This window comes from Pandoraea capi, from assembly GCF_902459735.1.
GTDB classification, from domain to species: domain Bacteria; phylum Pseudomonadota; class Gammaproteobacteria; order Burkholderiales; family Burkholderiaceae; genus Pandoraea; species Pandoraea capi.
Genome location: NZ_CABPRV010000004.1, coordinates 225,681 through 250,603, shown reverse-complemented (window position 1 = coordinate 250,603; position 24,923 = coordinate 225,681). Strand labels below are relative to the sequence as shown.

Genomic DNA, 24,923 nt, shown 5'->3' with positions numbered 1-24,923 from the left:
TGACGGCGGGCGCGTCAACGTCGCCCGCATCGCAGAACGACGCACGGTAAATCGATTCACGACAGCCACGACACGTGCAGGTTTACCAACTGGCATCGAGCCCCAGATGTCGGAGCGCTTCATGGCGCAGTTCGGTAATGCGAGGGTCGCCGCGATGACGTGGGTACGGCAGATCGACGCGCAACTCCGCCACGATTCTCGCGGGGCGCGCACTGAAGACGATCACCCGTTGCGCGAGGAACAGCGCTTCCTCGACATCGTGCGTGACGAGCAACGCGGAGAAGCCGGCGCGCTGCCACAGATCGACGAGTTCGCTTTGCATCGCCAGCCGGGTGAGCGAGTCGAGCTTGCCGAGCGGTTCGTCGAGCACGAGCAGGCGCGGATCGTTGGCGAGTGCACGGGCGAGCGCTACACGTTGCGCCATGCCGCCGGAGAGTTGATGCGGGAAGGCGTCGGCGAACTCGGACAGGCCCACGCGTGCCAGCGCGGCGTCGACACGGGGACGTTCCTTCGCGAGCACGCCGCGCGCCTGCAGACCGAGCGCGACGTTATCGCGCACCGTGCGCCACGGGTAAAGCGTCGGGTCCTGGAACACGACGATGCGTGACGGATCGGGGCGTGTGATGTCGGCGCCGTCCTGCTGGATCGCGCCACGCGTGGCCGTCTCCAGTCCGGCAACGAGGCGCAGCAGCGTGGACTTGCCGCAGCCGCTGGGGCCGAGCAAGGCGACGAACTCGCCGGGCGCGACGTGCAGGTCGACACCGTCGAGCACCTGCAACGGGGCTTGCCGCGAGCCGAACCAGTGACTCACGCCCTGGATGTCGATTTGCGCGCCGGTGTCGTTGGCCGAGGCATTCGGGCGATGGCCCGTATCGGGCGACTGAACCGACTCAGTCGACGTTTGCGATGCCGAGGATTGCGGCGTCTCGGCGTCCGCGCCGGCAAATGTGGGTGAAGTGGTGGCGGCGCTTACCATTTGACGGTTCCTTTCTGCCAGGCGAGCGCGCGGTCGCGCACGGTAAAGAGCAACGTGATGACGCCCGAGAAGAGCAATGCCATGACGATCAATGCGGCGTACATGTTCACGTACGACGCCCAGCCCTGCGCCCACGTGAGATACCAGCCGAGGCCGGACTTCACGCCCATCATCTCGGCCGTCACGAGTACCGAGAACGACGCGCCGAGGCCCATGAACAGGCCGACGAAAACGTTCGGCAAGGCGGCGGGAATCGCCACACGCAGCACCAGAAACGCTTCCGATGCGCCAAGTGTGCGCGCCACGTCGTAGTAGCTCTTGTTCACGCCTGCAACGCCCGACCACGTAAGCACCGCCACGGGGAAGGCTGTCGACAATGCGATGAGGAACGCGGCGGCGGAATAGCTCGACGGGAAGAAGTAGAAGGTCAGCGGCAGCAGCGCGGTGGCGGGCACCGGGCCGAGCACGCGCAGCACCGGATGCACCCAATAGCCGATGGCGCGCGACCAGCCGATCGACACGCCGATCAGAAAGCCGGCAACCGCACCGAAGCCGAAGCCGAGACCGAGCAGCTTGAGCGTGTTCACCGCGCTGTCGCCAAGCCGTCGCCAGTCTTCGGTGTAGACCTCGATGAGCGCTTGCGGCGGGGCGAAGAAAGGTGTGGGCAGTGCACCCGTCTTGGCGGTGAGGATTTCCCACGCAGACAGCGCCACCGGAATGGCGACGAGCCAGGGGCCCGCGCCGGTCAGCGCTTCGCGCAGTCGCAGCAGCGGCGGTGTGGCGCGCCCCGCGACGGACAGCACCGCGAGCAACGCGGCGACGACCAGTGCGAACACGCCCAACTCATCGGTGAACGCCCAGTCGGCGAACCCCACGATCTTGTTGGGCCAGCGCAGCGTGAGCGAGCCGAAGGCCGCCCAGGCGAGTGCGGCCGCGAAGCCCGCGCCCCACAGCGCCGGGGCGCGTGGTGCGGCAAACAGTTGATCGATGTCGGTGTCGTCGAATACTGGCAGATGCGAGGACGTCGTCGACACCGCCGACGCCGTCGCGCGCAGCGCCGAGCCTTCCGTGTGTTCCGTCAATTCCAGTGCACCGGCGGGCGAGGCGCCGCGCAGTGCGGCATTGTCGAGGATTGCACTCATGGTGGCTTATCCAAAAATTGCAGCGTCAGCCCAGCACATTGGCGTAGACGTGCTGCGCGAGTTTCTGCGGATCGGTCGTCTTCTTGAGCACGCCGATACGACGGAAGTCGTCGGCGAAATACGCGATCTCGTCGCGCAGATCGACACCGGTCGGGTGATGGGTATAGGTGAGCGTGGCGTACAGCTTGCGCAGATCTTCGGGGCTGATCTTCGGCGAGTACTTGGCGAAGATCTTCGCGGCCTCGTTCGGATTCTCGTTGACGAATTCCGTGGCCTGCACGATCGAGCGTGCCAGCGCGCTCGCGGCGGCCCGGTCGTTGCGCACGAGTTCGCCGCGTGCGCCGATCACGCAGCACACCTTGCGGGCGTATTCGCCGCTGAGGTTCGTCGCCAGTTCGACGTACGCGCCGTTGGTGCGCTTTTCCAGCAGATAGAGGTTCGGGTCGCCGTCGGCAATTGCCTGAATCTCGCCTTTGTCCACAGCCACGCCGAGCAGGTCGGCTGGATACTGACGCCAGGTGATGTCGCGCTCGGCGTCGATGCCGTTCTTCGCGAGCAGAATCTGGAAGAAGTGCTTGCCCGGTGCGGCCAGATCCGACACGCCGACGGTCTTGCCCTTGAGCGCGGCGAGCGACGTGATCCCTGCCGCCTTCGAGCCGAGCAAACGCACGCAGCCGCCGTGCGAGCTGCCGATGATCTTCACGTCGAAGCCCGATTCCAGGGGCTTGAGCCAGCGGTGAATCATGCCCACGGCGGCGTCTGCCTTGCCTGTGGCGATGGATTCGAGCAACTGATCGGTCGAGCCGCTGTAGTTGATGAGGTCGACCTGCAAGCCGTTCTTTTCGAAGAAGCCGCGCTCCTGCGCCGCAACGATGGGCGTCAGGCAGAACGAGTTCTGGTTCCACGCGAACGTGAGCTTCTTCGGTTGCGACCATGCCTGACGCCCGAGCAGCAACGCGGGCGCGGCGAGCGCCACGGCTGTGCCCGCGCGCAGCACCTTGCGGCGACCGGCGTGCACGGTGGCGGGTGTGGCGACATCGATGGTCTTGTCGGTGTGGCGGAACTTCATGGATACGACTCCCCTGTTGATTTGTGATGTTTGTACACGGGTTTGCGTGTACCTCAGTCGTGCAAAGTCAGCAGCGCAAAGTCAGTCGAGCAGATCCGGCTCGGCTTCGACGAGGCCCTCGTAAAGGCTTTCGAACGAGTACAGCGCGCCTTCCGGGCCACCGACCTGACTGTGCGTGTGACGCGCCGTCGCCTCATCAATGCGTTGCGGCGTGCCGGCGGCCTCGGCGAGCAACTGCGTGTGCGCAACGTTCTCGAGCGCGATGTACCACCACGCAGCGGCCTCGACCGTCGGGCCCGCGGTGAGAATGCCGTGGTTCTTGAGGATCACGCCCTTGACCGTGCCGCTGCCATCGGGCTTGTTCAGTGCGTGCGCGATGCGGTTGCCTTCGCTGTCGTCGACCACCATGCCGGTGAAGTCGTCGAAGAGCGCGTGGTCTTCGAAGAAGCCGCACGAGTCCTGCGTGAGCGGATCGAGTGCGCGGCCCAGCGTCGACCATGCCTTGCCGTAGGTCGAATGGGTGTGCGCAGCGGCGACCAGATGCGGATGCGCTTCGTGAATCGCCGCATGAATGGCGAACGCCGCCTTGTTGAGGGGCCGATCGCCCACGACGGTCTCACCCTTTGCGTTCACGAGCAGCAGGTCGGAGACCTTGATGCGCGAGAAGTGCACGCCGAGCGGATTGACCCAGAAGTGGTCGGTCAGCTCGGGATCGCGCGCGGTGATGTGGCCGGCCAGCCCGAGGTCGAAGCCGTGACGCGCGAAGATGCGGAACGCGGCGGCAAGACGTGTCTGACGATGGCGACGCTCGGCGACGATGTCGCTGCGCACGGGCGGCGCGTCGAACCAGAAGCGCTGCGCCGGGGCGGCGTTGAGCACAAGGCCGGTCGGCGTGGTGACGGTGGCCGGGGTGATGGGCGCCGGCGAGGTGGGCGAGGTACGTCCGAAGCTGTGGGTGTCGACGGGCAGAACGGCAGCCATTGAGTTTCTCCTTGGCGTCGAGTGGGGAAGTGACGGGGCGACTGGTCCGTCAGGCGGCGCGGCGCGTGGCGTCGTGCTGACGGTCGCGCTCGGCGACCAGCGTGCGCAGGCGCGGAATCAGCTCGCGTCCGTAGTCGATGGCGTCGCCCAGCGGATCGAAGCCGCGAATGAGGAACGTCGTGACCCCGAGGTCGTAGTAATCGAGCAGGGCGTCGGCGACCTGTTCCGGCGTGCCCACGAGTGCGGTGGAGTTCGAACGTCCACCGATGAGCTTGGCGATCTCGGTCCACAGCACCTTGTCCAGACGCGCGCCCTTGTCGGCGGCGGCGAGCAGGCGGCGAGCGCCCTCGCTTTGCAGTGCCGAGCCCTGCGGCAGCCCCGCGGCTTCGCGAATGGCCTTCGCCTGCGCAAGAATCTTGTCGGCGCGCTCCCAGGCCTTGGTTTCCGTCTCGGCCAGAATCGGACGAAACGACACCGAGAAGCGCGGCACGCGGCCATATACCGCCGCTGCGGCGCGTACGCGCGTGGTGATGTCGCGTACCTGATCGAGCGACTCGCCCCACAGCGCATAGATGTCCGCATGCCTGGCCGCGACTTCCAGCGCAGCCTCGGAGGCGCCGCCAAAGAAGATCGGCACGTGCGGTTGCTGCACGGGTTTGACTTCGGAGAAGCCTTGCTTGAAGCGGTAGTACTTGCCGTCGTGATCGAACGGCGTGTCTTCCGTCCAGATGCGACGCAGAATGCTCAGGTACTCGTCCGTGCGCGCATAGCGTTCGTCGTGCAGCAGGAAGTCGCCGTCACGCTGCTGTTCTTCGTCGGAGCCGCCGGAGATGAAGTGAACGCCCAGACGTCCGCCGCTGAACTGGTCGAGCGTGGCGATCTGGCGTGCGGCCAGCGTCGGGGCGACGAACCCCGGACGATGCGCGAGCATGAAGTGGATGTTCTCGGTCACGGCCGACGCGTAGGCGATTGTGAGCGTGGCCGACGGACTGGTCGAGTGATGCGGCACGAGAATGCGGTCGAAGCCCGATTGCTCGTGAGCTCGCGCGAAGTTGCGCACGTAGTCGCGGTCGACGACCGGACCGCTCTTGGGATGAATTTCGGATTGCTTACTGCTTTGAATCATGCCGATGATTTCGACGCTCATGACGCTCTCCATTTTTTGACAGGGGACGCGTGCACGGCGACGTGGGTCGGTTTGCGCTACACGCCCATCGATCGGAACAGACGGTGAATGGGAGTGAGCCTACGCAAACAATCTCCGGCCGTTAAATAATCATTTCCGCAAAGATTATTCGATATGGATGGTTGGGCCGCGCCATGCCGGGCCTTACGCTATGGGCACGGTCATACCGACACGCAGTGAGGCGCACAGGGTGCCGAACGCGAATTTGCTTATTCCAAAATCATGTCTTCTTCCGGTCTCGCACCTTCCGGGGCGGTACTGCCCCTGCCGCGTGCCGACGGCCCCGCACGCCTGGCTCAACTGGACGCGCTGCTGCCGCCCATCACGCGCGCGTTGGCCGAGGGCGCGGCGTCGCTCGATCGCGATGCCCGTTTTCCGTTCGAGAACTTTGCGCTGCTGCATCGTCATGGCCTGATCGCCGAAATCGTGCCGCGTGCCGAGGGCGGCGGTGGCGGCGGATTGGCGACGGCGCGCCGCATCGTCGGGGCTGTCGCCGCCGGCGAATCGGCCACGGCGCTCGTACTGACGATGACCTATCTCCAGCATCGCTCGCTCGTGAGAACCAGCACGCGCTGGGCCGAAGCGCAGCGTCGCGCGGTGTTCGAGAGCGCGGTGCGTGACGGCTCGCTCATCAATGCGCTGCGCGTCGAGCCCGATCTCGGCACGCCGGCGCGGGGCGGCTTGCCGTCGACCATTGCACGACGTACCGAAACCGGCTGGCGGCTGTCCGGGCGCAAGCTGTATTGCACCGGCATTCCGGCGCTGCGCTGGCTTTCGGTGTGGGCGCGCACGGACGAAGCGGAGCCGCGTGTCGGCGTGTTTCTCGTGCCGCGTCCGGCGGGTGCCGAGGCGTCGCCCGATCGGCCGGGCATTCGCGTGGTGCAGAACTGGGATCACCTCGGCCTGCGGGCGTCTGCCAGTCATGAGGTCATTCTGGAGGACATCGATCTGCCGTTCGGCAATGCGGTGGACATTCGTGCGCCGTCCGAGTGGGCGCCGGCGGGCATCGGGCAGCGCGACAACGATGCCCATATCGAGCAGCAGGCGTGGATGAGCGTATTGCTCGGCACGCTTTATGACGCCGTCGCCCGCGCGGGCGTCGACTGGCTCGTGACGTTCCTGAATACACGCGTGCCGGGCAATCTCGGCGCGCCGCTTGCGACCCTGCCGCGTGTTCAGGAGACCGTGGGGGAGATCGCAACGCTGCTGCACGTCAATCAGCGTCTGCTCGATGCTGCGGCGCACGCAGCCGATGCGGGAGAACCCGATGACGACATTGCCAGCGGTGCGCTAAAGTTCACGGTGACGGGCAACGCGATCCGCGCGCTGGAACTGGCCCTGCAACTGTCGGGCAACCATGGGCTTTCGCGCAACAACCCGCTTGAGCGCTATCATCGCGACGTGCTGTGCAGCCGCATCCACACGCCGCAAAACGACACCATTCTGGGCGCTGCCGGCAGGCAGGCGCTCGCCGCTTTCCGGGAATCTGCATGACAGGTACGACCGAAGTGCTCGATGGCATCGCCTTGTCGCGCGATTTGCCGGCACACGATTACGACGCGCTCGACCCGCTGCGCACCTTCGTGGCTGCGTTTTCGCGACTGCTGGAGCGGCGTCCGCACGAGACCACGCTGCTCGAAGAGGGCGCCGGACTGCTGGCGCAACTCGTCGCCCGCGACGACTGGCTGCCCGAGGCGTTCGCTACGCCGCATCCCGAGCATTACCGGCAATTCCTGTTGCACTGCGATTCCGCGCAACGATTCTCCATCGTGAGTTTCGTGTGGGGGCCGGGCCAGCGCACGCCGATTCACGATCACACCGTGTGGGGACTGATCGGCATGTTGCGCGGGGCGGAAGACTCGCAGCCGTACGTGCTGGACGCGCAAGGCGTGCCCGTCATCGCGGGTGATCCGGTACGGCTCACGCCGGGCGACGTCGAAGTGCTGTCGCCGCGACTGGGCGACATCCACCGCGTGAGCAACGCTTACGACGACCGCGTGTCGGTGAGCATCCACGTCTACGGCGCGAACATCGGGGCGGTGCACCGCAGCGTCTTCACCGAGTCGGGCGAGCGCAAGGGCTTCGTCTCCGGCTATGCCAACGCGCAACTGCCGAACCCGTGGGGCAAGGCCGCGCCGCCCGCCGACAAACAATAGACAAACGCCCGACGCGCCTGATGGGCCTGACGAACCCGCAGGCGTCGGCATTCGACGAATTCAAGGAATCACCGTGTCCGTGCAATCGACCACCGCATCCCCCACATCCAACGACGTATCGTCGCAGACCGCAGACGCCGCGTTCCCCGAACTGACCTATGCCGAGGTGCGCGCTGCGTTGCTCGCGCGTAACGAAATCGCCTTGCTCGACGTGCGCGAGGAAGATCCGTTCGCGCAGACACACCCGCTATGGGCCGCCAACCTGCCGCTCTCGCGTGTGGAGATCGACGCGTGGGCGCGCATTCCGCGCCGTGACACGCGCATCGTCGTCTATGGCGTGCATGACGGTGAGGATCTCGCGCCGCGTGCCGCCGCCGTGCTTTGCAAGCTCGGCTACACCGACGTCAATCTGCTCGCGGGCGGCCTCGACGGCTGGATCGCGGCCGGTGGCGAAGTCTTCCGCGACGTGAATGTGCCTAGCAAAGCGTTCGGCGAGTGGGTGGAAGGGCTGCGGCATACGCCGTCGCTCTCGGCGCAGGAAGTGCAGGCGTTGCTCGATGCCGACGCGGACGTGGTCGTCGTTGACGCCCGCCGTTTCGACGAATACCAGACGATGAACATTCCCGGCTCGACGAGTGTGCCCGGCGCGGAGCTGGTGCTGCGCGTGCGCGAACTCGCGCCCGATCCGGCCACGCGGGTGATCGTCAATTGCGCGGGACGCACGCGCAGCATCATCGGCACGCAATCGCTTGTCAACGCCGGTCTGCCGAATCCCGTCGCGGCCCTGCGCAACGGCACCATCGGCTGGACGCTTGCCGGTCAGACGCTGGAACGCGGCGCCGACCGTCGTCACCCGTCGACCGTGCGTGAAGCCACGCTGGCCGTCGCCCGCGAAGGCGCACGTGACGTAGCGGATCGTGCCGGGGTGCGTCGGATTGCGTTGGCGGAGCTGCCGTCCCTGAATGCCCCGGGGCGCACTGTCTACCGGTTCGACGTGCGCACGCCGGAGGAGTACGCGGCGGGGCATCTTCCCGATTTTGCGAACGCCCCGGGCGGCCAACTGGTGCAGGAGACGGATCATCAGGCGCCGGTGCGCGGCGCATGGATCGTGCTTGCGGACAACGACGGCGTGCGTGCCGACATGACCGGCTCTTGGCTCGCCCAGATGGGCTGGACGGTGTATGTGGTCGAGCCGCACGGCGACGAGGCGCGCGACGCGCAGGGCGGCTGGCCGTTGCACACGCCGAGCGCGCCCGATGTGGACACGGTCACGCCCGCGTTGCTCGCGCGCTGGCTCGACGATGCGACGCCCGGTCAGATCGCGGTGCTCGACTTCACGTCGGGCGTCAACTACGTCAAGCGTCATATCCCGGGCGCATGGTTCGTGATTCGGGCACGTCTGGCGCAGGCGCTGCGTGAGATCGGCCCTGTGCAGCGCTACGTGCTGACCTGCGGCTCCAGCCTGCTGGCACGCTTCGCGGCAGCCGATCTGCGGCGTCTGACCGATGCCGAGATCGTGGTGCTCGATGGCGGCACGCAGGCGTGGATCAATGCGGGGTTGCCGCTCGAATCCGGCGAGACGCATCTGGCCAGCGCGCGCGACGACCGCTACCGTCGTCCGTACGAAGGCACCGACAATGCCGCCGAGGCCATGCAGGCCTACCTCGACTGGGAATTCGGTCTCGTCGATCAGTTGCATCGCGACGGCACGCATCACTTTCAGGTCGTGTAAGGACGCACTCATGGGCGGGGGCGTGTGAGGGGAGCCACCCGTCGCGGGAGCGCGCTCGTGGCATACTCCCGAACTTCAAGAGCCGCTTCGCGCGCCCCCGTAAGTGCTCAATGGGTTCTCCATGAGCGCGCCATGTGATGCGGAGCCTGCGCAGCGGCCGACCCGCTTTCGATCCGACCGATCCATCCATGTCACAGCCGCAGCGCCGCTTCGCCAGCCTCATCGATCCGTGCACCCGTATTCCTTACGAGTGGGTGTACCACGAGCCGGACGTCTTCCTGCAACGCACCTCGAAGTTCTCCGTCGCCAAGAAGTACCTCCATCGCCGCCTGCGTCTCGCGCTCAGCGGTCAGGCGGGACGCGAGGTGCGGCACGTCGCGCCGCAGGCACGTGTGTTGTGGATCTATGGCGGCAAGGCTTCCGTTGGCGATGCCGTGATGGACATGTCCGGCCGCGCGTTGCTGCGTGATCGCGAAGGCCCGGTCGACCTGCTCATCGGATCGGGCCTGAAGGCCGTGTTCGACGGCGACGATATTTTCCGGAACATCTACGATGATCCGGCGGCCGTCGATCCGGCGAACTACGATGTCGTGGTCTTGCAGGAATTCAACTACCCGACGCTGCGCATCAAACGCCGCTTTTTCGCGGCGCTGCCGTTCGCCTGCCTGTTCCGCTTCTTCCATGGGCCGGATCGCAATCAGACACAGTTCAGTCTGGCTGCCGTCAACGACGTCTTCGATCTGCAACTCGCCCCCGACGAACTCTTCGCCCGAGCAAAACCGTATCTGCGCGAAGAGATGGATTTGCCGCAAGCGATCGTCAATCGTTTGCCGTCCGGACCGTTCATTGTGTTGGCGATGGGCGGGGTCGAACCGCGCCGCACCTATACCCATTGGCGCGAATGTATCGACGCTTACGAAGTGGCGTTGGCACCGGGCATGCCGACGGGCATCGTGCTGTTGGGTTCGGGCAACGGTGCAGATGCCGCCCGTGAACTCATGCAGACGAAGTTCCCGCACCTCGAGCTGGTCTCATTCGTTGGCGAGCTGACGTTGCGTGACGCGAAGCGTGTCATCGCGAATGCGTCGCTGTTCGTCGGCGCGGACGGAGGCCTGATGCACGTGGCGCATACGACACGCGCGCCAAGCGTCACGCTGTTCGCTGCGGCCGAGCCGCCGTATCTGCGCCTCACGCCGCGTTGCCAGTCCACACCTTTGCAAACCCAGAGCGATGTGAGCGCCGTCGATCCGGTCGAACTGGCGCAGACGATCGTTGCAACGCTCGCAGCCACGTCGTCGCGCCTGTCGAATTAATCCATATCCCTGTCCGACGGGCCCTCGTCTTACCCTCCCGCCGCTGCAACTGAGGCAGCTTTTCCCCTGTTGCGCCGCCCCTAGGCGTGTCACGCGCCGAGACGGCCGCGTTCCGAGCATTACACGAAAGCACCGTGGAGACACCTGTCAACGTTGACAGGTGCGGTTTCGTGCGCCGGAACCTAACGTTCAATCAACAAAGATGCTGCAACCTCATGATTGCATAGGGTTTTCCCTTGCGCGGAGAGGGCGGCGCGACAGTCCGTGACCTCGGGGGCGATGGCGTGGACAGGCTAGGGGCTCGGTTCTCGGCGGTTCGCTTGGTGGGAGCGTCCGCCGATTTTGTCGTATCGATCGGTTTGTCATGCCTATGTGTGGGAGAACCGTATGAAAACGCTAAAGCCCAAGGCGCTCACGCGTCGCCCGATAGCCCAGGCCGTTGCCGTATGTGTCGCCTGTATGGCCGCCCAAGCTCATGGCGCGATCGTGGATGGAGTTTCCCAAACGGTGGCGGCGCCAGGAGATCCGACCGAATCGTGGCAGGTCATCAACGGCGGAACGCTCACGGTCTCGCCGGGAGCCGCTACTAACTTCATTACGGTCGAATCGGGAAGTTCGACGAGCGTCGATGGGGCGACGGTATCGGCCACGATTGGTGCGAACGACGGCATCCAGTTTCTCAATACGACAGGCACGATCTCGAACTCGACCGTGAGCAGCAACAGTGGCGCCGGTGTTTCGATGGGCTCTTTCGGCGGGTCAACGATAGCCCCCGTAGTCACGATTTCCAACAGCACGATCTCAGGGGCAACATTCGGTGCGACGGTTGGCACGAAGGGTACCCTTACGATTACCAACAGCACCTTGACCAGCAGCGGAACGGGGCCATTTCACGCTGGCCTGGCGAACTTCGATTCGACGCTTTCCGTCACTGGTGGCAGCGTGAGCGGGTTGAACGGGGTGTGGGTCGCGACGGCGACGAATGGCACCGCGTCTACCACGACGCTTAGCGGCACGACAGTGACGGGTAATACGGGCCCGGGCATTCTGATACAGCCGCAACCCGGCGTCACCGGCGCGAGAACCGCAAGCGTCAATATCGAAAACGGCACCAAGATCACAGGAAGCGATGGCAACGTCATCAAAGCGGTCGGTGCAATCACCTCGACGGTCGTCGTGGACAATTCGCAACTGACGGGCAACGTGACAGGCGATGGAACGGCGGTCGTGGATCTCACCCTTCAGAACAACGCGTCGCTCACCGGCTCGCTTGTCAATCTGAACTCACTTGCTGTGAATTCCGGCGGGAAGTGGGTGCTGACAGGCAACAACACGGTGCCGACTGTGACGATGAATAGCGGCACGATCGATATTTCCGGCACCGCTGCAGGCACCGGCACGTTCCACACGCTCACGCTCGGCACACTTTCGGGTAACGGCGCTTTCAACATGAACACCAACATCGCCACCCATTCGGGCGATCTGCTGGCGATCACGGGCAACGCGACGGGCACGTATCAGCTTCACATCACGAATTCCGGGGCCGAGCCGAGTGTGATTGCGCCGTTGACGGTCGTGACGACCGGCGGCGGTGGGGCCGCATTCTCACTCGTCGGCGGCAAGGTCGATGCGGGTGTCTATAGTTACGACTTGCGGCAGGACGGTAACAATTGGGTGCTCAATACTGACGCGCAGCCCGGGGAACCGGGTGGACCAGATCTCACGCCGGGCGCACAGACTGTCATCGGCATTTCGGGCGTGGCGCCGACAGTCTGGTACGGCGAGCAGGCTATCTTGAGATCCCGACTCGGCGACGTGCGTCTTCAGGACCAGGGCAACAGCGGCGCGTGGGTGCGCACGTTCGGCAAGCAGTTTCACGCGACACCCACGTCGGGTGTCGACTACCGTCAGACGCAGTACGGTGTCATGGGAGGGGCGGATGCCGTCGTCGGCAAGGCCTGGGGCGGGACCTGGCTTGTCGGCGGGTTGCTCGGTACGAGCCACAGCAAGCTTTCGTTCGATGGTGGTTCTACCGGCGGTGTGAACAGCTACACGGCGGGTCTGTACGGGACGTGGCTCGGCGCCACAGGCTACTACTTCGAGACGGTGGTGCGTTACAACCACTTCCAGAACGACGCCAACGTCATCATGAGCGATGGTGAAGGCGCGCACGGCAGCTTTGGCGAAAACAGCTTCGGGGCGACCTTCGAATTCGGTCGTCACATGAAATTCAATGGTGACTGGTTCCTTGAGCCGTACGCCCACCTCGCGCTGTTGCGTGTCGGTGGCGACGACTTTACGCTGACCAACGGCATGCAATCCAATACGTCGCGCACCGGCTCGGTGCAACTGCGTGTGGGGGCCGCATTTGGCAAAACATTGTCGCTGTCGGGCGGTGGCGTCATTCAACCCTACCTCAAGCTTGCGCTGGTCCAGGAGTTCATCAAAAGCAATCAGGTTATGGTCAACGGCATTGGTTTCAACAGCGATCTTTCGGGTACTCGCTTCGAATTCGGTGCCGGGGTGACAGGGCAAGTGCGTCGCAATCTTCAGATTTACTCAGAAATCGAATCCAGCGTGGGACGTCACATCAACCAGCCTTGGGGTGTGCAATTGGGGGTTCGTTACACTTTCTGATTGGTTCGATGCCGGGTATTGCAAGTGAAAAAATAGGGCTGTGATTCGCGAGTCAGGTGAAATATCAATGAATTTCAGTGAATATTGGTGTATTTTATCGTATTAATCGTGTTTTTTTAGGGTTTGTCCGTACGCTTCGCGTCGTTCTGACTTTTTTGGGAAACGACCATCATGCGTACGACAACGCCGCAGCGCTTAGCTGCGTCACCCCATCGACACCGGATCGCCCAAGGTGTCGCAATTCTTCTTGCCTGCCTGAGCACTACCGCGAACGCGGCTAACCTGATCGATGGCGGCCAGCACGATCTTTATGGACCTGGCGATGCCGTGGAGATGTGGCAAGTGCTCAACGGCAGCACGCTGACAATCCATCCGGGGGCCGCAACCAATTGGATTCGGGTCGCTAACGGTGGCACGTTGCATGTCGACGGCGCGGAAATCCACTCCACTGGGGGAGTAAACGCGGGGATCTCGCTGGAGAATACGACCGCGACGATTGCGAACTCCAACATTTCGAGTGCACGAGGCGCCGGTTTGTGGCTCGGTGCCGCCGGGGGAAATACGGAAGGTTCGGTTGCGACGCTCATCAACAGCACCGTGAAAGGTTATGGGTTCGGTGTGCATATGGGGGCAGGGGCCACGATCGAGCTGAACGACACGCATGTCAGCAGCCTGGAAGGCGTGATCGGCACGCACAACGCTGGTCTGTACTCACGGGACTCCCGGGTATTGATCAATGGCGGATCCGTGACCGGGATGATGAACGGAATCTGGCTGTCCAGCGGCCCGAACGGCAACGAATCCGTGGCCGTGCTCAACGGAACGCATATCGAAGGCATCGAGGGCGCTGGCATTCTGATCCAGGCCGACAAGGACCATGTCGATGGCAAGACCGTATCGCTGACGATTGCGAATGGCACGACGATTTCAGGGGCCGACGGCAAGTTGATCGAACTCAGGGAGGGGCTTGATTCGACCGTCACCGTCGACAACGCCCAACTGACCGGCGACATTGTGAGCGACGGCAGCGCAAGGCTGGATCTGACGTTGCAGAATCACGGCTCGTTGACCGGGGCACTGATCAACGTTGACTCGCTGGCTGTGAATTCAAACGGTAAATGGGCACTGACTGGCGACAGCAGCATGGCCCTGATGACGATGGACGGCGGCTTCGTCGATATCCATGGCACGGCGGCCGACGGCACGTTCCACAAGCTCGATGTCACCGATCTATCCGGCAACGGCACGTTCCAGATGCAGGCTGACCTGCAAGTGGGCGGCGCCGATTTGCTTGACGTCGAAAACGCCACCGGTGCGCACCAGTTGCACGTGAAGAACACGGGTACGGAAGGCGGTGTCGAAACGCAGCTTCTGGTCGAACAGGGCGGTGGTGACGGCATGTTCTCCCTCGTGGGCGACAAGGTCGATGCTGGCGTGTATTCGTACGTGCTGAAATCGACCGGTGAATCCGGTGGCGAGCAATCGTGGTATCTGGAGCGCACCGAAGAGCTTACGCCAGGGACCGACGCGGTCGTGAACATTCACAGCGCATTGCCGACCGCGTGGCTAGGTGAGCACACCGTGTTGCGTTCGCGACTGGGCGAAGTGCGTCTGGGCGAGGGCGATACGGGCGGTGTTTGGGCGCGTACGTTCGGTAGCCGGTACAACGCACGCCCTGAGGCGGGTACGGGATACAGTCAGGACCAGTGGGGTGTCATCGCCGGTGGCGACGCCATCGTGATGCAAAACGACGCGGGGCGCTGGCTGGTCGGTGGCATGTTCGGCACCAGCACCAGCCGCCTGAAGTTCAATAATGGTTCGCGCGGCACGATCGAGAGCCATACCGTCGGCGCATACGCGACCTGGCTGGCGAATAACGGTTTCTATTTCGACGGTGTGCTCAAGTACAACCGATTCGGCTCCGAGCTGGATGTCCGGATGAGCGACGGTATGCGCAGCAAGGGCGATTTCGTCAATCATGGCGTGGGTCTGTCGGCAGAAGTCGGGCGCAAGATCGAATTCGGCAATCGCTGGTTTATCGAGCCGTTCGGGCAGGTGGCCGGCATGTGGGCAAATGGATCGGATTTCACGCTCGATAACGGTATGCATGCAACGACCAGCAGCACGAAGTCGCTGCTCGGCACGGTCGGTATGCACTTTGGTAAAACATTCGAGACGGCCAAGGGCACTTTCCAGCCGTACGGCAAGCTTGCAGTGACGCACGAATTCGTGCGCAGCAACTCGGTACGTGTGAACGGTATCGATCTGCAGCAGGACATCTCGGGCACTCGCTTCGAAGTCGGTGCGGGCCTCGCTGCGCAGATGGCGAAGAATTTGCAGGCGTATGCCGAAGGCAGTTACTCGATCGGCAAACGTCTCGATAAGCCGTGGGGTGTCAACGTCGGCGTGCGCTATCGATTCTGAGGTGTCTGCGGTTCAAGGGTGACGTGCGCGCGTCGCCCGAGAAGTGTTGTTGTTCCATGTTCTCCATTTGGCCTGACTGCCCGCAAGGGTGTCGGGCTTTTTTCTTGGCGTGGCCTTGAAGTCGGACGGTGTTTCAGGCAGGCGGGCGCGATTTTGGCGCTTCAGGCGCGCAATACACGCGAGGCTGATCGTTATAGCCGACGCTGGCGCCATCGCCCACGCGCATCGCCTGGAAATAATCGGTGTAGTCCGCCTGAAAGCCGCGATACACGAAACGGTAGACCAGATCGTCCGGCGTATCGTCGTTATTCAGGCGGCTCGTACGTACGGTATGCACACGCAGCCAGCTTCGTAGCGCAACGTACTCGAACTCGCTTGCCCGATGGACGACGCTCGACGTTTTGCCTTGCCGCACGCGCCCCGTGAAACGGGCTGTGCCTGTGCCATCCCGGTGATAGTTCGACTCCATCGTGCCGAAAACCTGAACGCGGGTGCCATCGGAAATATGAGTGTCGAATTCGATATTTGCCAGACATCGCCAATCGGCACGGTCATCCGGTATCAGCCACCATGCTGCGCCCCAGGGCACGATGGCAGCTACGATCACGCCCAGCCAAACGGTGCGACGACGAAGTCGGGTGGATTCGTGCGAAGTGCTGGGGGCAGGGGACGTCATGAGTTTGTGTGGTCGATCAGCAAGTAAGACAGGCAATCGGAATTGGCGCGTCCGATCGGTTCGCGACACAGGAAGTAACTGAAGACGTCGAGACCGCCCGAACCGTTGATGTAGACGTATCGTTCGTGCGCGTCGTCGATGCTCAGCGGTGGAGTACTTGCGAGCCGCGCGAGACGTTGTTTGACGAAGTCCGTATCCTGTTTGAAATCGGGAGCGATGAAGACGCGATTGTCGGGGGCGTCTTCGAGTGGCGTCCATTGAGCGATGCTCGCATTGGTTCGCAGGTCGCCGCGTAACGAGGGAAGGCCCCAGCCGGCCAATATGGCACTTACGATAGCCACCCCTGACCAGACGCTCGCGGTGGACCATCCGGGCCGCCATTGGGGATGCGCGGCGGGTGTCGCAACGGCGTTGGGCGATGCCGGCGCGGTTTCGCCGACCGGCTTTCGATCGGCGTTCGGCGAAGCATCGTGGGGCTCGACGTTGCGAAGTGATATGGCCACGGAGGGCGCCGAGGCCGGGCGCGTTGTCAAGCTGGATGCGTTCGGGGAAACCGGTGTTTGAGCGGAGTTGCTTCCGTCATTGGACGTTGCTTTAGAAATGCCGACAATTTGAGCGTTATCCCAAGGTGAGGCGGCAATGGCCGGTCCATTTTCAGGGCTGAGCGGAGCGCTCGTGAGCGCATCGACGAACGGACTGATTCGTTTCGCGTTAGTCAGGCGGTATCCGATTCGTGGCAACGTCGCCAGCACGGTGGGATCGACACCGAGTTGCTGCAAGCCGCGTCTGATGCGTACGATGGACTGACTTAGATTGTTGTCGGAGACGACTGCGCCGTACTGTTCCCAGCCTTGCGTGAGCAAATTACGCTTGGTCACGATCTCGCCCTCGGCCTCTAGCAGCACCTGAAGGCAACGCCCGGCGGCGGCGCCGAGCGGTACGCTTAGACTCGCGTCATGCTGCGAGACTAGCGTGAAGGTGTCCGTATCGAAGCCTGCAATGTCGCCGATGAGGAACTTGACCATAGCAAATCGCCAAGGTGTGGAACACCCTGGCGGTAGAGAGTTTGGAAGTGCGACGAGGTCGTGACGCTTTCGTTTTGAGACAGCGTCACGCCGTCGTCGCCAAATGTTACTCCTTCTTAAATGGATCTGGCGTTGGGCGAGCCGCGATCTCGGCGAGCTTTCGTTGCAGCGGATCGTCGATCCGGTGCTCGGTTTTGCTGAGCTTCAGCAGTTGTGCCTCGCGCTCCTGCTTGTATTCCCGGAAGGCACGTCGCTGCGACGAAGTGGTTCGCCAGGCGCGCACGTAGGCATTGAGTGCGGCCTGCCGTGCCTCCGGCGATCTGCCCACGCCGGCAAGGGCTTCTGCGAGTGTCGGACGGTGACGGCGTACCGTTCGGCTACCGACCGATTGCGTACCCGCCGGTTGTGGTGGGTTCGGCATGTTGCCGAGCTCGACGATGTGTCTGCCGCCCTCGTTCGAAGTCACGGTGCCGGAACCGTCATTTCGCGACACTGAGTATTGGATACGTGCCCGGGCCAGGGGATAGGCATTGACCAGCACTGCCTGCGGCCACGCAAATGTCAGATCCGCGCCGGCATTCCTGTCGGTGATGATGGTTTCGAAATCGAACCCGGGGACCTCGTTCACTTCGTCGGGACCTCCCCACTCCGCATCGGGCAGAGGCGCGCCGTCGGGTTGACCGCTGGCCCATGCGTTACACAGCACGTGTACCCGAACGCGATCGCCGATCTCCTGATTTGCATAGAGGGGCACCGTCATCGGCGCGAAACCGCCATGTTCGACGACGATTCGCCAGGTAATGACGGCGTCGTTGAAATATGCGTCATCGAGGGGCTCGCCCCCGCCGGGCAGATCGCCGGTGTCTTCGACTTCCACGGCAGTGGGGGGAGAGAGACTGGTGTTGACTTGTCCGTCGGGAATCAGCGTGCGTTCCACGATGTACTGGACATCTTTTTCGCCGCTGCCCGCAGCTTCCACCGTCTGCCACAGCAGCGCACGCTCGAGATCGATCTCGTTCACCACGTCCTGATTGGCTATCGTGTATTCACCTGCGGCAACGCCGTCATACATGAAGATGATCTTGTCGCCGGGCAAGAAGGCATGCTGATCCGTGATCGTGCCATCTGCTGCTCTAACGAACCAGGGAATGACGATCGTATGGTCGACCTGGACAGAGGCATCGGGAATATAGTTCTCGCGCTCCCCGGCCTGCCATGCCGAATGCCGCACGATGGGTGCGCCGAGTGCTTCGTTTTCCGGGGTTTCCTCATCGGGATCTTCGCCGCCCGCCTGACTCAGATTCACGCGAACCGGGGTCGCGGTGTCGGGGCGCCCGACTTCCCGGCCACCGGCGCCATAGACGACATAGTTCACGTCGATATCGGCGTACTCCTCGGCGTCCTTGTTCTCATTCCATTCGGCGGCGACCACGCCATAGGGCACTTCGACATCGAGCATGAACGGTTGCGTGTTATCACCATTGAAAACGACGCCGTCCAGCGCGCGACTGCCCCATAGCACCACGATGGTAAAGCCGGGTTCGACGCTCGCATGCCCAGGGATCCGTACGACCACTGGCGTGCGGGCATCCTCTTCCACAATGAGATCATCGTCTTCGTGCAGCGGAACCTCGGGCGGTTCCAGATCGTCGATCCCGCCCTGAATGAACACGTCGATGAGTTTGACGAACGCTTCGTCCGACTCGTTGCCAGCGAGGTCGGTGATCTTGTAGGTGATTTCGAGAATCCCGTCGCCGACCTGTTCGAGAAGCGCGCGGGGGAATTCCAGTACCACGGGGTCCGAAAAGTCGTAAGGGTAGGGGATCTTGACTTCCGGGATTGTATGATCCGCGCCACCGACCTGCCGGATGATGCCGACGATCTTATCCAGGTAGAACTGGTTGCCCCAACTGGGGAGGGTGACCTCCAAAACGTTACCCAGATTCGTGAGAATCTGGTCGGTCAGTCCGTTCTCTGCTTCTACCGGCACTTCGCCCTCGCCGAGATTCTCCGGTTCCTCGAAGTCCAGTGTGAAGTACGTCTCCACTGAGTTCTCGCCCCAATCGGGGTCGAACTCCGGTTTCACGCCGTATGTAAGCGTGTGCATCCCGTGCGTCAGCAACGTCGGCTGGACCCCGATGGTGAAGAAGCCTGCGTCCAAATCCGGTTGCCCGATCGAGCCCTCCACGCCATCAGACACACCGTCCACGTAATACCGGGTTCGATAGCCCAGCGTGTAGTGAGCCTCGATGGGCGCAGTGAAGTTGATGGGCTGTCCCTCAAATGTCGCCTTCACGATGTTGAACGGGTAGACGTTGTCGGGGATGTTCTCCCGATCGGCCAGCGCGTTCGGGTCGATAATCGGGGGGGTAGGCTGGAAGGATGGATCTTCCTCCCCAGATGGCTGGGTCGCAGGCACATTGAGGCTCGCCGCCTTGTTGTCCGTGCGTAAAAGGGCCTTGCGCTTGACTGTCATGACAAACCTCCATTCGGAGAGGGAAGGGTTCGCCAAGTGTCGCCCTGCAAGTTTCGCCGGGTAACTGTCAACGTTGACAGTTGTCGGGCATCGACCGAGGCAGTGAGATGAGGGGGACGGCACACGCCGCGCCGAATGCGCGCGGCGTGTGCCGTTTTTCCCCGTCTGTCACGCATGTGCCCCCAAGGCCATGCTCGTCTGGAGGTCCGTCATGAATATCAGAGATGCATCCCTGTTTCCCGAGCTATCGCGGCTGAGCGCCGACGAAGAGCGGGCCGATACCCGAGTCCTTCAGGCGCCGCGCGTGCTCGATGCGGAAACGTGGGGCGGTATCGGCTACCGGAGTCTGCACAACATCGGACAGCCGATCACGGTGTTGGTGCCGTGGGCAAACGAGTTCGAGCGAAACGATACGCTGCGGCTGTATTGGGGGCGAGACGACATCGTTGCGGATGCGATCATCATCACGAATGCAGACGACACGTCGTATCAGATGGAAGTTCCGGTGCAGCACGTGTTGAATCAGGACGACGGCGAAGTGGAGGTGTGGTTCGAGTTGGTGTCGAACATCAGCGGCGAAGTGAAACCGTCGCCGCCGGCATTGATTCGTGTCAAGCGCACGATTCCGGGCGGACTTGACCCGGACCAATCGACGCCGCCGATCAACGAGCGGCTGGCGCTGGCGGTGCTGCCCGCCGGCCCGATCGAGCCGCCGATTCCTTCGGAAGGGATCGCGCTCACGATTCCGCGATGGCTGAACATGGCGCAAGGCGACCGGTTGACAGTGTATTGGGGATCGCAGTCGCTCCCGGTGAAAACGATATCGCTCGATGAGGTTGATACGGACATTGTCGTGATGGTCGATGAGGAGACTATCAGGGAGGCTGGCGACGGCGAGGACATGGCGGTCACTTACGATGTCTACGACGTGGTGACGAACTATTCGCTTCGCGCGCCCCCGGCATTCATCGAGGTCAGTGTCGGCGACGCGATTTACACCGCTCCGGCGTTGATGAATGCCCCCGGCGGTGTGCTCGACTTCGACGCGTTGAATGGCGCGGATGCCACTGCCATCACGATGCTCAACGGCGATATGGTCGCGGGCGATCAGGCGGTGCTGACGTTTACCGGGCGTTCCTACGATGGGATGCCGGTGACCTTCGATGTGACGCTGGACATCACGGGCGAGCCGATTCTTCAGTTCATGTTGCCGAATGCCTCGCTGGCACCGGTTGTACCGGGCGAAGGGTCGATCAGATATCGCGTATTCGATAGCGCGGGGCAAAGCAAAGGGGTGTCGCTGCGCTCCAACTACGACATCATCGGCAGTGAACGAACCTTGCCTGCCCCGGTGGTGCGCGAGGCGTTGGGCGACGAGCTCGATCCCACGCTGGCGCCGGACGGTGCGCATGTGGACATTGCCGAGTGGGAGGGCATGGCAGAAGAGAACATCGTCACCGTGCATTGGATCGGGACCGCCGTCGACGGCACGCCGGTCACCCATCAGGAGTCGGTAACGCTTGACGACACGCATATCGGCGAGACGGTGACATTCGTGGTGCCCAAGAGCAAGGTCGACGCATTGGCGGGCGGCACGGTCGATGTGTATTACACGGTGCTGTCGGGTACGAGCTTGCGCCAGTCCGAGTCGATCACGTTATCGGTGCTCTCGACCGTCAAACTCGTGCCGCCCTATGTGGTATCCGAAGCCGATGGGGAATACGATCCGGGGCCGGGTCCGAACGACGCCTTGATGGTGATCCCTCAGTGGCCCAGCATGGCGGTAGGCGATTCGGTGACGTGGTACTGGCTGGGGACGTCGGAGGGCGGGCAGGAGAGCAAGACCGTGCCGGTCTCCTCCGTGGGGCATATGGAGGTGAAGGTTTCCCGTGGCGTCGTAGAAGCCAATGCCAACGGCGGCGACACGGTGACAGTGCTCTATCGGGTCAAGCGCGCGAGCGGCGCGGAACAGGAATCTGAGTCGTATCAGTTCAAGGTGTTGCCGCTGCCGCCAGAGCGGCTGCCAGCCCCTGTCGTGGACGATGCGATCGACGGTGTGCTCGACCCGGATGACGTGCCCGACGACGCCCCCGTGACGATCAAGGCCTATCCCGGTATGGCGCGTAACGACGTGGTGACAGCATGGTTCGGCCAGGGGACGGTCGGCGAGTTCACACAGACGTTCATCGTGAGCGACAACACAGTAGGACAGGACCTCGTGATGTATGTGCCGCACGACAAGGTGGCGGCTGTCGACGGCCTGATCGTGACCGTGAATTACACCGTGAAAGTCGGTGACGTTGTGACACCGTCCGAAGACGTGATGCTGGAGGTCAGCCGGGCGATCCAGTGGCCTGCGCCTTCCGTACGGGAAGCCGATGGCGACTACTTGCCGGAAGAGGCGTTCGGTCGGGGCGCGACGACTGTCGTGCCATGGCACGATGGCATGAAAGTCGGTGACAAGCTCGACATCTATTGGGGAGAAGGCGCTGACGAGTATCGCGATGGTGTCGACATCATCGGGCCTATGGATTACGAATTTACCGTTCCCAAGGCCGTGGTGGAGCGATTCCTGATGCAGGAAGTGCCGGTGTACTACACCATCACACGCGGTAACCGGGTGATGAAGTCCGATGTGCTGAACCTGCGGGTGGGCCTGTTCCTGCCGACGTTGGGCGCACCGGACGTTGCAGAAGCGGAGCAAGGCGTACTCAAGCCGACCGATGCGCGCGACGGGGCGACGGTGGTCATCACATACGAAGATATGCAGGTCACCGACAAGATCCAACTGAGCTGGGATGGCGATACAAGCTTCGCTGAAGCTTCAGGCGATCCGAGCGGCACGTTGGAGATCGTGGTGCCGCCGGGCAAGGTGGCGATGAGCCTCGGTCGCACGGTGCCGGTGATGTACACGTTCAAGCGAGGGGAAAAGGAGATTGACTCCGATACGTTGAACCTGACCGTGAACAATTTCGTGCCGACCAATTTGCCGTTAGCCAATGTGGTTGAGCAGGAGGATGGCGTGGTGTCGCTGCCGAGCTTCACGGGTGATGCGACGGTGCGGCAGCCGAATTGGCCGTTGATGGCGGCGGGACAGCGCATCTGGGTGCGCGTCCTTGGCACGTTGGATACGGATCGGCCGACAACGATCACGCTGGAGAACGGTCATGTCGTGACCGAAGCGGAAGGCGGCAAACCCTTCAATAGCGTGCTCAAACGTGCCGATCTGGAGAAACTGAAAGATGGATCCGAGCTTCGTATCGAAGTGAAAGTGACGTTCGACGGTAGTGACAACGAGGATGACGCGGTGCCGTTCCGAGTGCGCACGTTGCGCATTGCGCACACGCTGCCATTGCCGGAACCGCTGGTCGTTGACGCGCCCGACGGCGAGCTGGATGCGATCGACGCGCTCGACGGCGTAACGGTACGTGTTCAGTACGACGACATGGAGCCGACCGATCTCATCGAACTGGTGTGGGACGGCGGTTCGGACTTCGGTCAGGTGCCGGGGACTGCGGCAGGCATCGTGGAAATCGAAGTGGATGCGGACAAGGTGCTGGCGTACATCGGCAAGACGGTGACGGTGCATTACATGGTGATTCGGGAGTCGGGGTACTACGCCTCCGGCGTGCGGGATCTGACCGTCAATGAGTTCGAGCCGGACGATCTGCCGACCCCGGAGATTCCGCAGGCAGACGGGGGCGTGCTGCGTCTGGCGGACTTCGACGGCGATCCTCGTGTGACGGTTGAGCCGTGGCACGCCATCGCAGTGGGACAGAAAGTGTGGCTGCGGGTGCATGGCACGCTGGCGAACGGTCAGAGCGACACGATTGCGCTGTGGCAGGCGTCGGGGGTGACGGCAGGGGAGGTCACGGCCGGGCTGTCGAAGGCGATTCCGCGTGCGCGTCTAGAGGCGTTGAAGGACGCCTCGGACCTTCGTGTAGAAATGAAGGTGACGTTCGATGGCGGCAGCGATGAAGCGCAAGCCAGTCTGTTCCCCGAACTGCGGTTGAAGATCGAGGTAGTGCCGGATCTGGGGGTTGAGCCGAGTCAGATGGTGCTTAACGGGCTTGCGGTCAGGCAGGATGGGTGGCCATCAACAGGGCGGGATGCGCCGGGCAATACGGGCACGCGTGTCGGCACCGGCGGTGTACCGCCGTACACGTACAGTTCAAGCCGCCCATCGGTGGCGACAGTCAACGGTGCGGGCAAGGTGTCGGGCATGGGGAACGGCAGCGCCACGATTACCATCCGGGACAGCGGGGGGGCGACCGTTTCCTATCCGGTTGTCGTCAGCAACGTATATCGCTTTGCTTTCAATCACAACTACGGCATGTCGTATTCTCAAGCGATCGCGTGGGCGAACAGCTTAGGCGGACGAGGAATAGCGCACACCGAGATCGAGCTGCTCAAATCTCTCTATGTACAAGGATATTACCCAGATGGGGCGTCTTACTTTTACTGGTCATGCACTAACTCCACTTGTGGAGCGAATAGCTCGATGATGATCGACATCTGGTATCTCCGGATATATTGTTCGACTCCGGGAAGCGGTGGTTCGACGAACGCGAAAGCCACTTGCTTGGTCCCAAGGAATGGATGACACCGATCGGAAAAGCGAATAGCGCAGACCAATCATTTTTCTAAGTCCGCCTTTTCATCAATCCTCAATCTCCGATAAACGGAGCATCACCTCATGCCACGGTATTTCACGCCGTGGCATTTTTTATGCCATTGATCACCTCATGAAATTCCCACGTCGCCTGTCAACGTTGACAGTTGTCGGGCATCGATCTCAGTAGTGAGATGAGGACATTGGCACGCGCGGCGCCCGATGATCGCCACGTGTGCCGTTTTTTCCCGCCTCGTCATGCTTACGAACGCGCGTACGCTGCGAACTGGATCAACTCCGTATCGACCGCGCGGAGAATTGGCACTACTGAAATGGACATCATGAAAAAGGTGTACACGACGCCATTTCCTGCCAGCTCCAAGGACTATCTCTGGAGTGATGTGCAGGGTCAATGTGAGCAAGGATTTGGTCTTCTCTATATCAGAGGGACTGCTGGCCTGACGTGTGTCGCGAACTATAACGGCTACGGCGCGGCGTATAGTGCATGGTGCCTGGTT

At 62.6% G+C, this 24,923-nt stretch carries 15 protein-coding genes; 7 read left to right on the top strand and 8 right to left on the bottom strand.

All coding sequences use genetic code 11. From position 1 onward, the window contains the following. Window positions 1–82 precede the first annotated feature (82 nt). From PCA20602_RS11165 to PCA20602_RS11145, 5 genes are all read right to left on the bottom strand, one after another. Window positions 83–976 (bottom strand): ABC transporter ATP-binding protein, encoded by an 894-nt coding sequence (locus PCA20602_RS11165; RefSeq protein ID WP_150721288.1) that lies wholly within the window; start codon window positions 974–976, stop codon window positions 83–85. Further along, window positions 970–2,118 (bottom strand): ABC transporter permease, encoded by a 1,149-nt coding sequence (locus PCA20602_RS11160; RefSeq protein ID WP_246182124.1) that lies wholly within the window; start codon window positions 2,116–2,118, stop codon window positions 970–972. Before PCA20602_RS11160 ends, PCA20602_RS11165 begins: the two co-directional genes overlap by 7 nt. 25 nt (window positions 2,119–2,143) lie before the next feature. Next, window positions 2,144–3,187: an ABC transporter substrate-binding protein gene (locus tag PCA20602_RS11155; protein ID WP_150721287.1), complete on the bottom strand. Its 1,044-nt coding sequence runs from the start codon at window positions 3,185–3,187 to the stop codon at window positions 2,144–2,146. Window positions 3,188–3,268: 81 nt separating this feature from the next. Then, the gene (locus PCA20602_RS11150; protein ID WP_150721286.1) at window positions 3,269–4,168 is read right to left on the bottom strand and encodes a class II aldolase/adducin family protein; all 900 of its coding nucleotides are present in this window, start codon (window positions 4,166–4,168) and stop codon (window positions 3,269–3,271) included. Between the two features lie 49 nt (window positions 4,169–4,217). Next, window positions 4,218–5,315, bottom strand: coding sequence for an LLM class flavin-dependent oxidoreductase (locus PCA20602_RS11145; RefSeq protein WP_150721285.1), 1,098 nt, complete (start codon window positions 5,313–5,315; stop codon window positions 4,218–4,220). Window positions 5,316–5,576: 261 nt separating this feature from the next. On the opposite strand from PCA20602_RS11145, the gene PCA20602_RS11140 reads away from it, so the two are divergent. The 6 genes from PCA20602_RS11140 (at window position 5,577) to PCA20602_RS11115 (ending at window position 15,616) form a co-directional block, all read left to right on the top strand. Next, the gene (locus PCA20602_RS11140) at window positions 5,577–6,848 is read left to right on the top strand and encodes an acyl-CoA dehydrogenase family protein (protein WP_150721284.1); all 1,272 of its coding nucleotides are present in this window, start codon (window positions 5,577–5,579) and stop codon (window positions 6,846–6,848) included. Next, entirely contained in the window at window positions 6,845–7,510 is a 666-nt protein-coding gene (locus PCA20602_RS11135) for a cysteine dioxygenase family protein (protein WP_150721283.1), read from the top strand. Before PCA20602_RS11140 ends, PCA20602_RS11135 begins: the two co-directional genes overlap by 4 nt. Window positions 7,511–7,661: 151 nt before the next feature. After that, window positions 7,662–9,242, top strand: a complete 1,581-nt coding sequence (locus PCA20602_RS11130; RefSeq protein WP_246182139.1) for a rhodanese-related sulfurtransferase — start codon at window positions 7,662–7,664, stop codon at window positions 9,240–9,242. Window positions 9,243–9,430: 188 nt separating this feature from the next. Continuing rightward, entirely contained in the window at window positions 9,431–10,555 is a 1,125-nt protein-coding gene (locus tag PCA20602_RS11125; RefSeq protein WP_174980983.1) for a glycosyltransferase family 9 protein, read from the top strand. A 387-nt stretch (window positions 10,556–10,942) separates the two neighbouring features. Further along, a complete protein-coding gene (locus PCA20602_RS11120; RefSeq protein WP_150721280.1) occupies window positions 10,943–13,192 on the top strand; it encodes an autotransporter outer membrane beta-barrel domain-containing protein in 2,250 nt (749 codons plus the stop codon). Between the two features lie 171 nt (window positions 13,193–13,363). After that, a complete protein-coding gene (locus PCA20602_RS11115) occupies window positions 13,364–15,616 on the top strand; it encodes an autotransporter outer membrane beta-barrel domain-containing protein (RefSeq protein ID WP_150721279.1) in 2,253 nt (750 codons plus the stop codon). 133 nt (window positions 15,617–15,749) lie between these two features. Here PCA20602_RS11115 and PCA20602_RS11110 read toward each other — a convergent pair whose 3' ends face one another. The 3 genes from PCA20602_RS11110 to PCA20602_RS11100 form a co-directional block, all read right to left on the bottom strand. Continuing rightward, complete coding sequence (locus tag PCA20602_RS11110) at window positions 15,750–16,292, bottom strand: hypothetical protein (protein WP_150721278.1); 543 nt, start codon at window positions 16,290–16,292, stop codon at window positions 15,750–15,752. After that, window positions 16,289–17,317 carry a transcriptional regulator gene (locus PCA20602_RS11105; RefSeq protein ID WP_150721277.1) on the bottom strand — a complete coding sequence of 343 codons (1,029 nt, stop codon included), beginning with the start codon at window positions 17,315–17,317 and terminating at the stop codon, window positions 16,289–16,291. The genes PCA20602_RS11110 and PCA20602_RS11105 overlap by 4 nt, the downstream gene beginning before the upstream one ends. Window positions 17,318–17,423: 106 nt before the next feature. Next, window positions 17,424–19,793 (bottom strand): hypothetical protein, encoded by a 2,370-nt coding sequence (locus tag PCA20602_RS11100; RefSeq protein ID WP_150721276.1) that lies wholly within the window; start codon window positions 19,791–19,793, stop codon window positions 17,424–17,426. A gap of 211 nt (window positions 19,794–20,004) precedes the next feature. Here PCA20602_RS11100 and PCA20602_RS11095 point away from each other — a divergent pair, with 211 nt between their 5' ends. Further along, complete coding sequence (locus PCA20602_RS11095) at window positions 20,005–24,396, top strand: hypothetical protein (protein WP_150721275.1); 4,392 nt, start codon at window positions 20,005–20,007, stop codon at window positions 24,394–24,396. Window positions 24,397–24,923 lie beyond the last annotated feature (527 nt).

Coding starts and splice junctions, on each gene's coding strand:
- PCA20602_RS11165 (WP_150721288.1), bottom strand. CDS start 976: ATGGTAAGCGCCGCCACCACTTCACCCACATTTGCCGGCGCGGACGCC.
- PCA20602_RS11160 (WP_246182124.1), bottom strand. CDS start 2,118: ATGAGTGCAATCCTCGACAATGCCGCACTGCGCGGCGCCTCGCCCGCC.
- PCA20602_RS11155 (WP_150721287.1), bottom strand. CDS start 3,187: ATGAAGTTCCGCCACACCGACAAGACCATCGATGTCGCCACACCCGCC.
- PCA20602_RS11150 (WP_150721286.1), bottom strand. CDS start 4,168: ATGGCTGCCGTTCTGCCCGTCGACACCCACAGCTTCGGACGTACCTCG.
- PCA20602_RS11145 (WP_150721285.1), bottom strand. CDS start 5,315: ATGAGCGTCGAAATCATCGGCATGATTCAAAGCAGTAAGCAATCCGAA.
- PCA20602_RS11140 (WP_150721284.1), top strand. CDS start 5,577: ATGTCTTCTTCCGGTCTCGCACCTTCCGGGGCGGTACTGCCCCTGCCG.
- PCA20602_RS11135 (WP_150721283.1), top strand. CDS start 6,845: ATGACAGGTACGACCGAAGTGCTCGATGGCATCGCCTTGTCGCGCGAT.
- PCA20602_RS11125 (WP_174980983.1), top strand. CDS start 9,431: ATGTCACAGCCGCAGCGCCGCTTCGCCAGCCTCATCGATCCGTGCACC.
- PCA20602_RS11120 (WP_150721280.1), top strand. CDS start 10,943: ATGAAAACGCTAAAGCCCAAGGCGCTCACGCGTCGCCCGATAGCCCAG.
- PCA20602_RS11115 (WP_150721279.1), top strand. CDS start 13,364: ATGCGTACGACAACGCCGCAGCGCTTAGCTGCGTCACCCCATCGACAC.
- PCA20602_RS11110 (WP_150721278.1), bottom strand. CDS start 16,292: ATGACGTCCCCTGCCCCCAGCACTTCGCACGAATCCACCCGACTTCGT.
- PCA20602_RS11105 (WP_150721277.1), bottom strand. CDS start 17,317: ATGGTCAAGTTCCTCATCGGCGACATTGCAGGCTTCGATACGGACACC.
- PCA20602_RS11100 (WP_150721276.1), bottom strand. CDS start 19,793: ATGACAGTCAAGCGCAAGGCCCTTTTACGCACGGACAACAAGGCGGCG.
- PCA20602_RS11095 (WP_150721275.1), top strand. CDS start 20,005: ATGAATATCAGAGATGCATCCCTGTTTCCCGAGCTATCGCGGCTGAGC.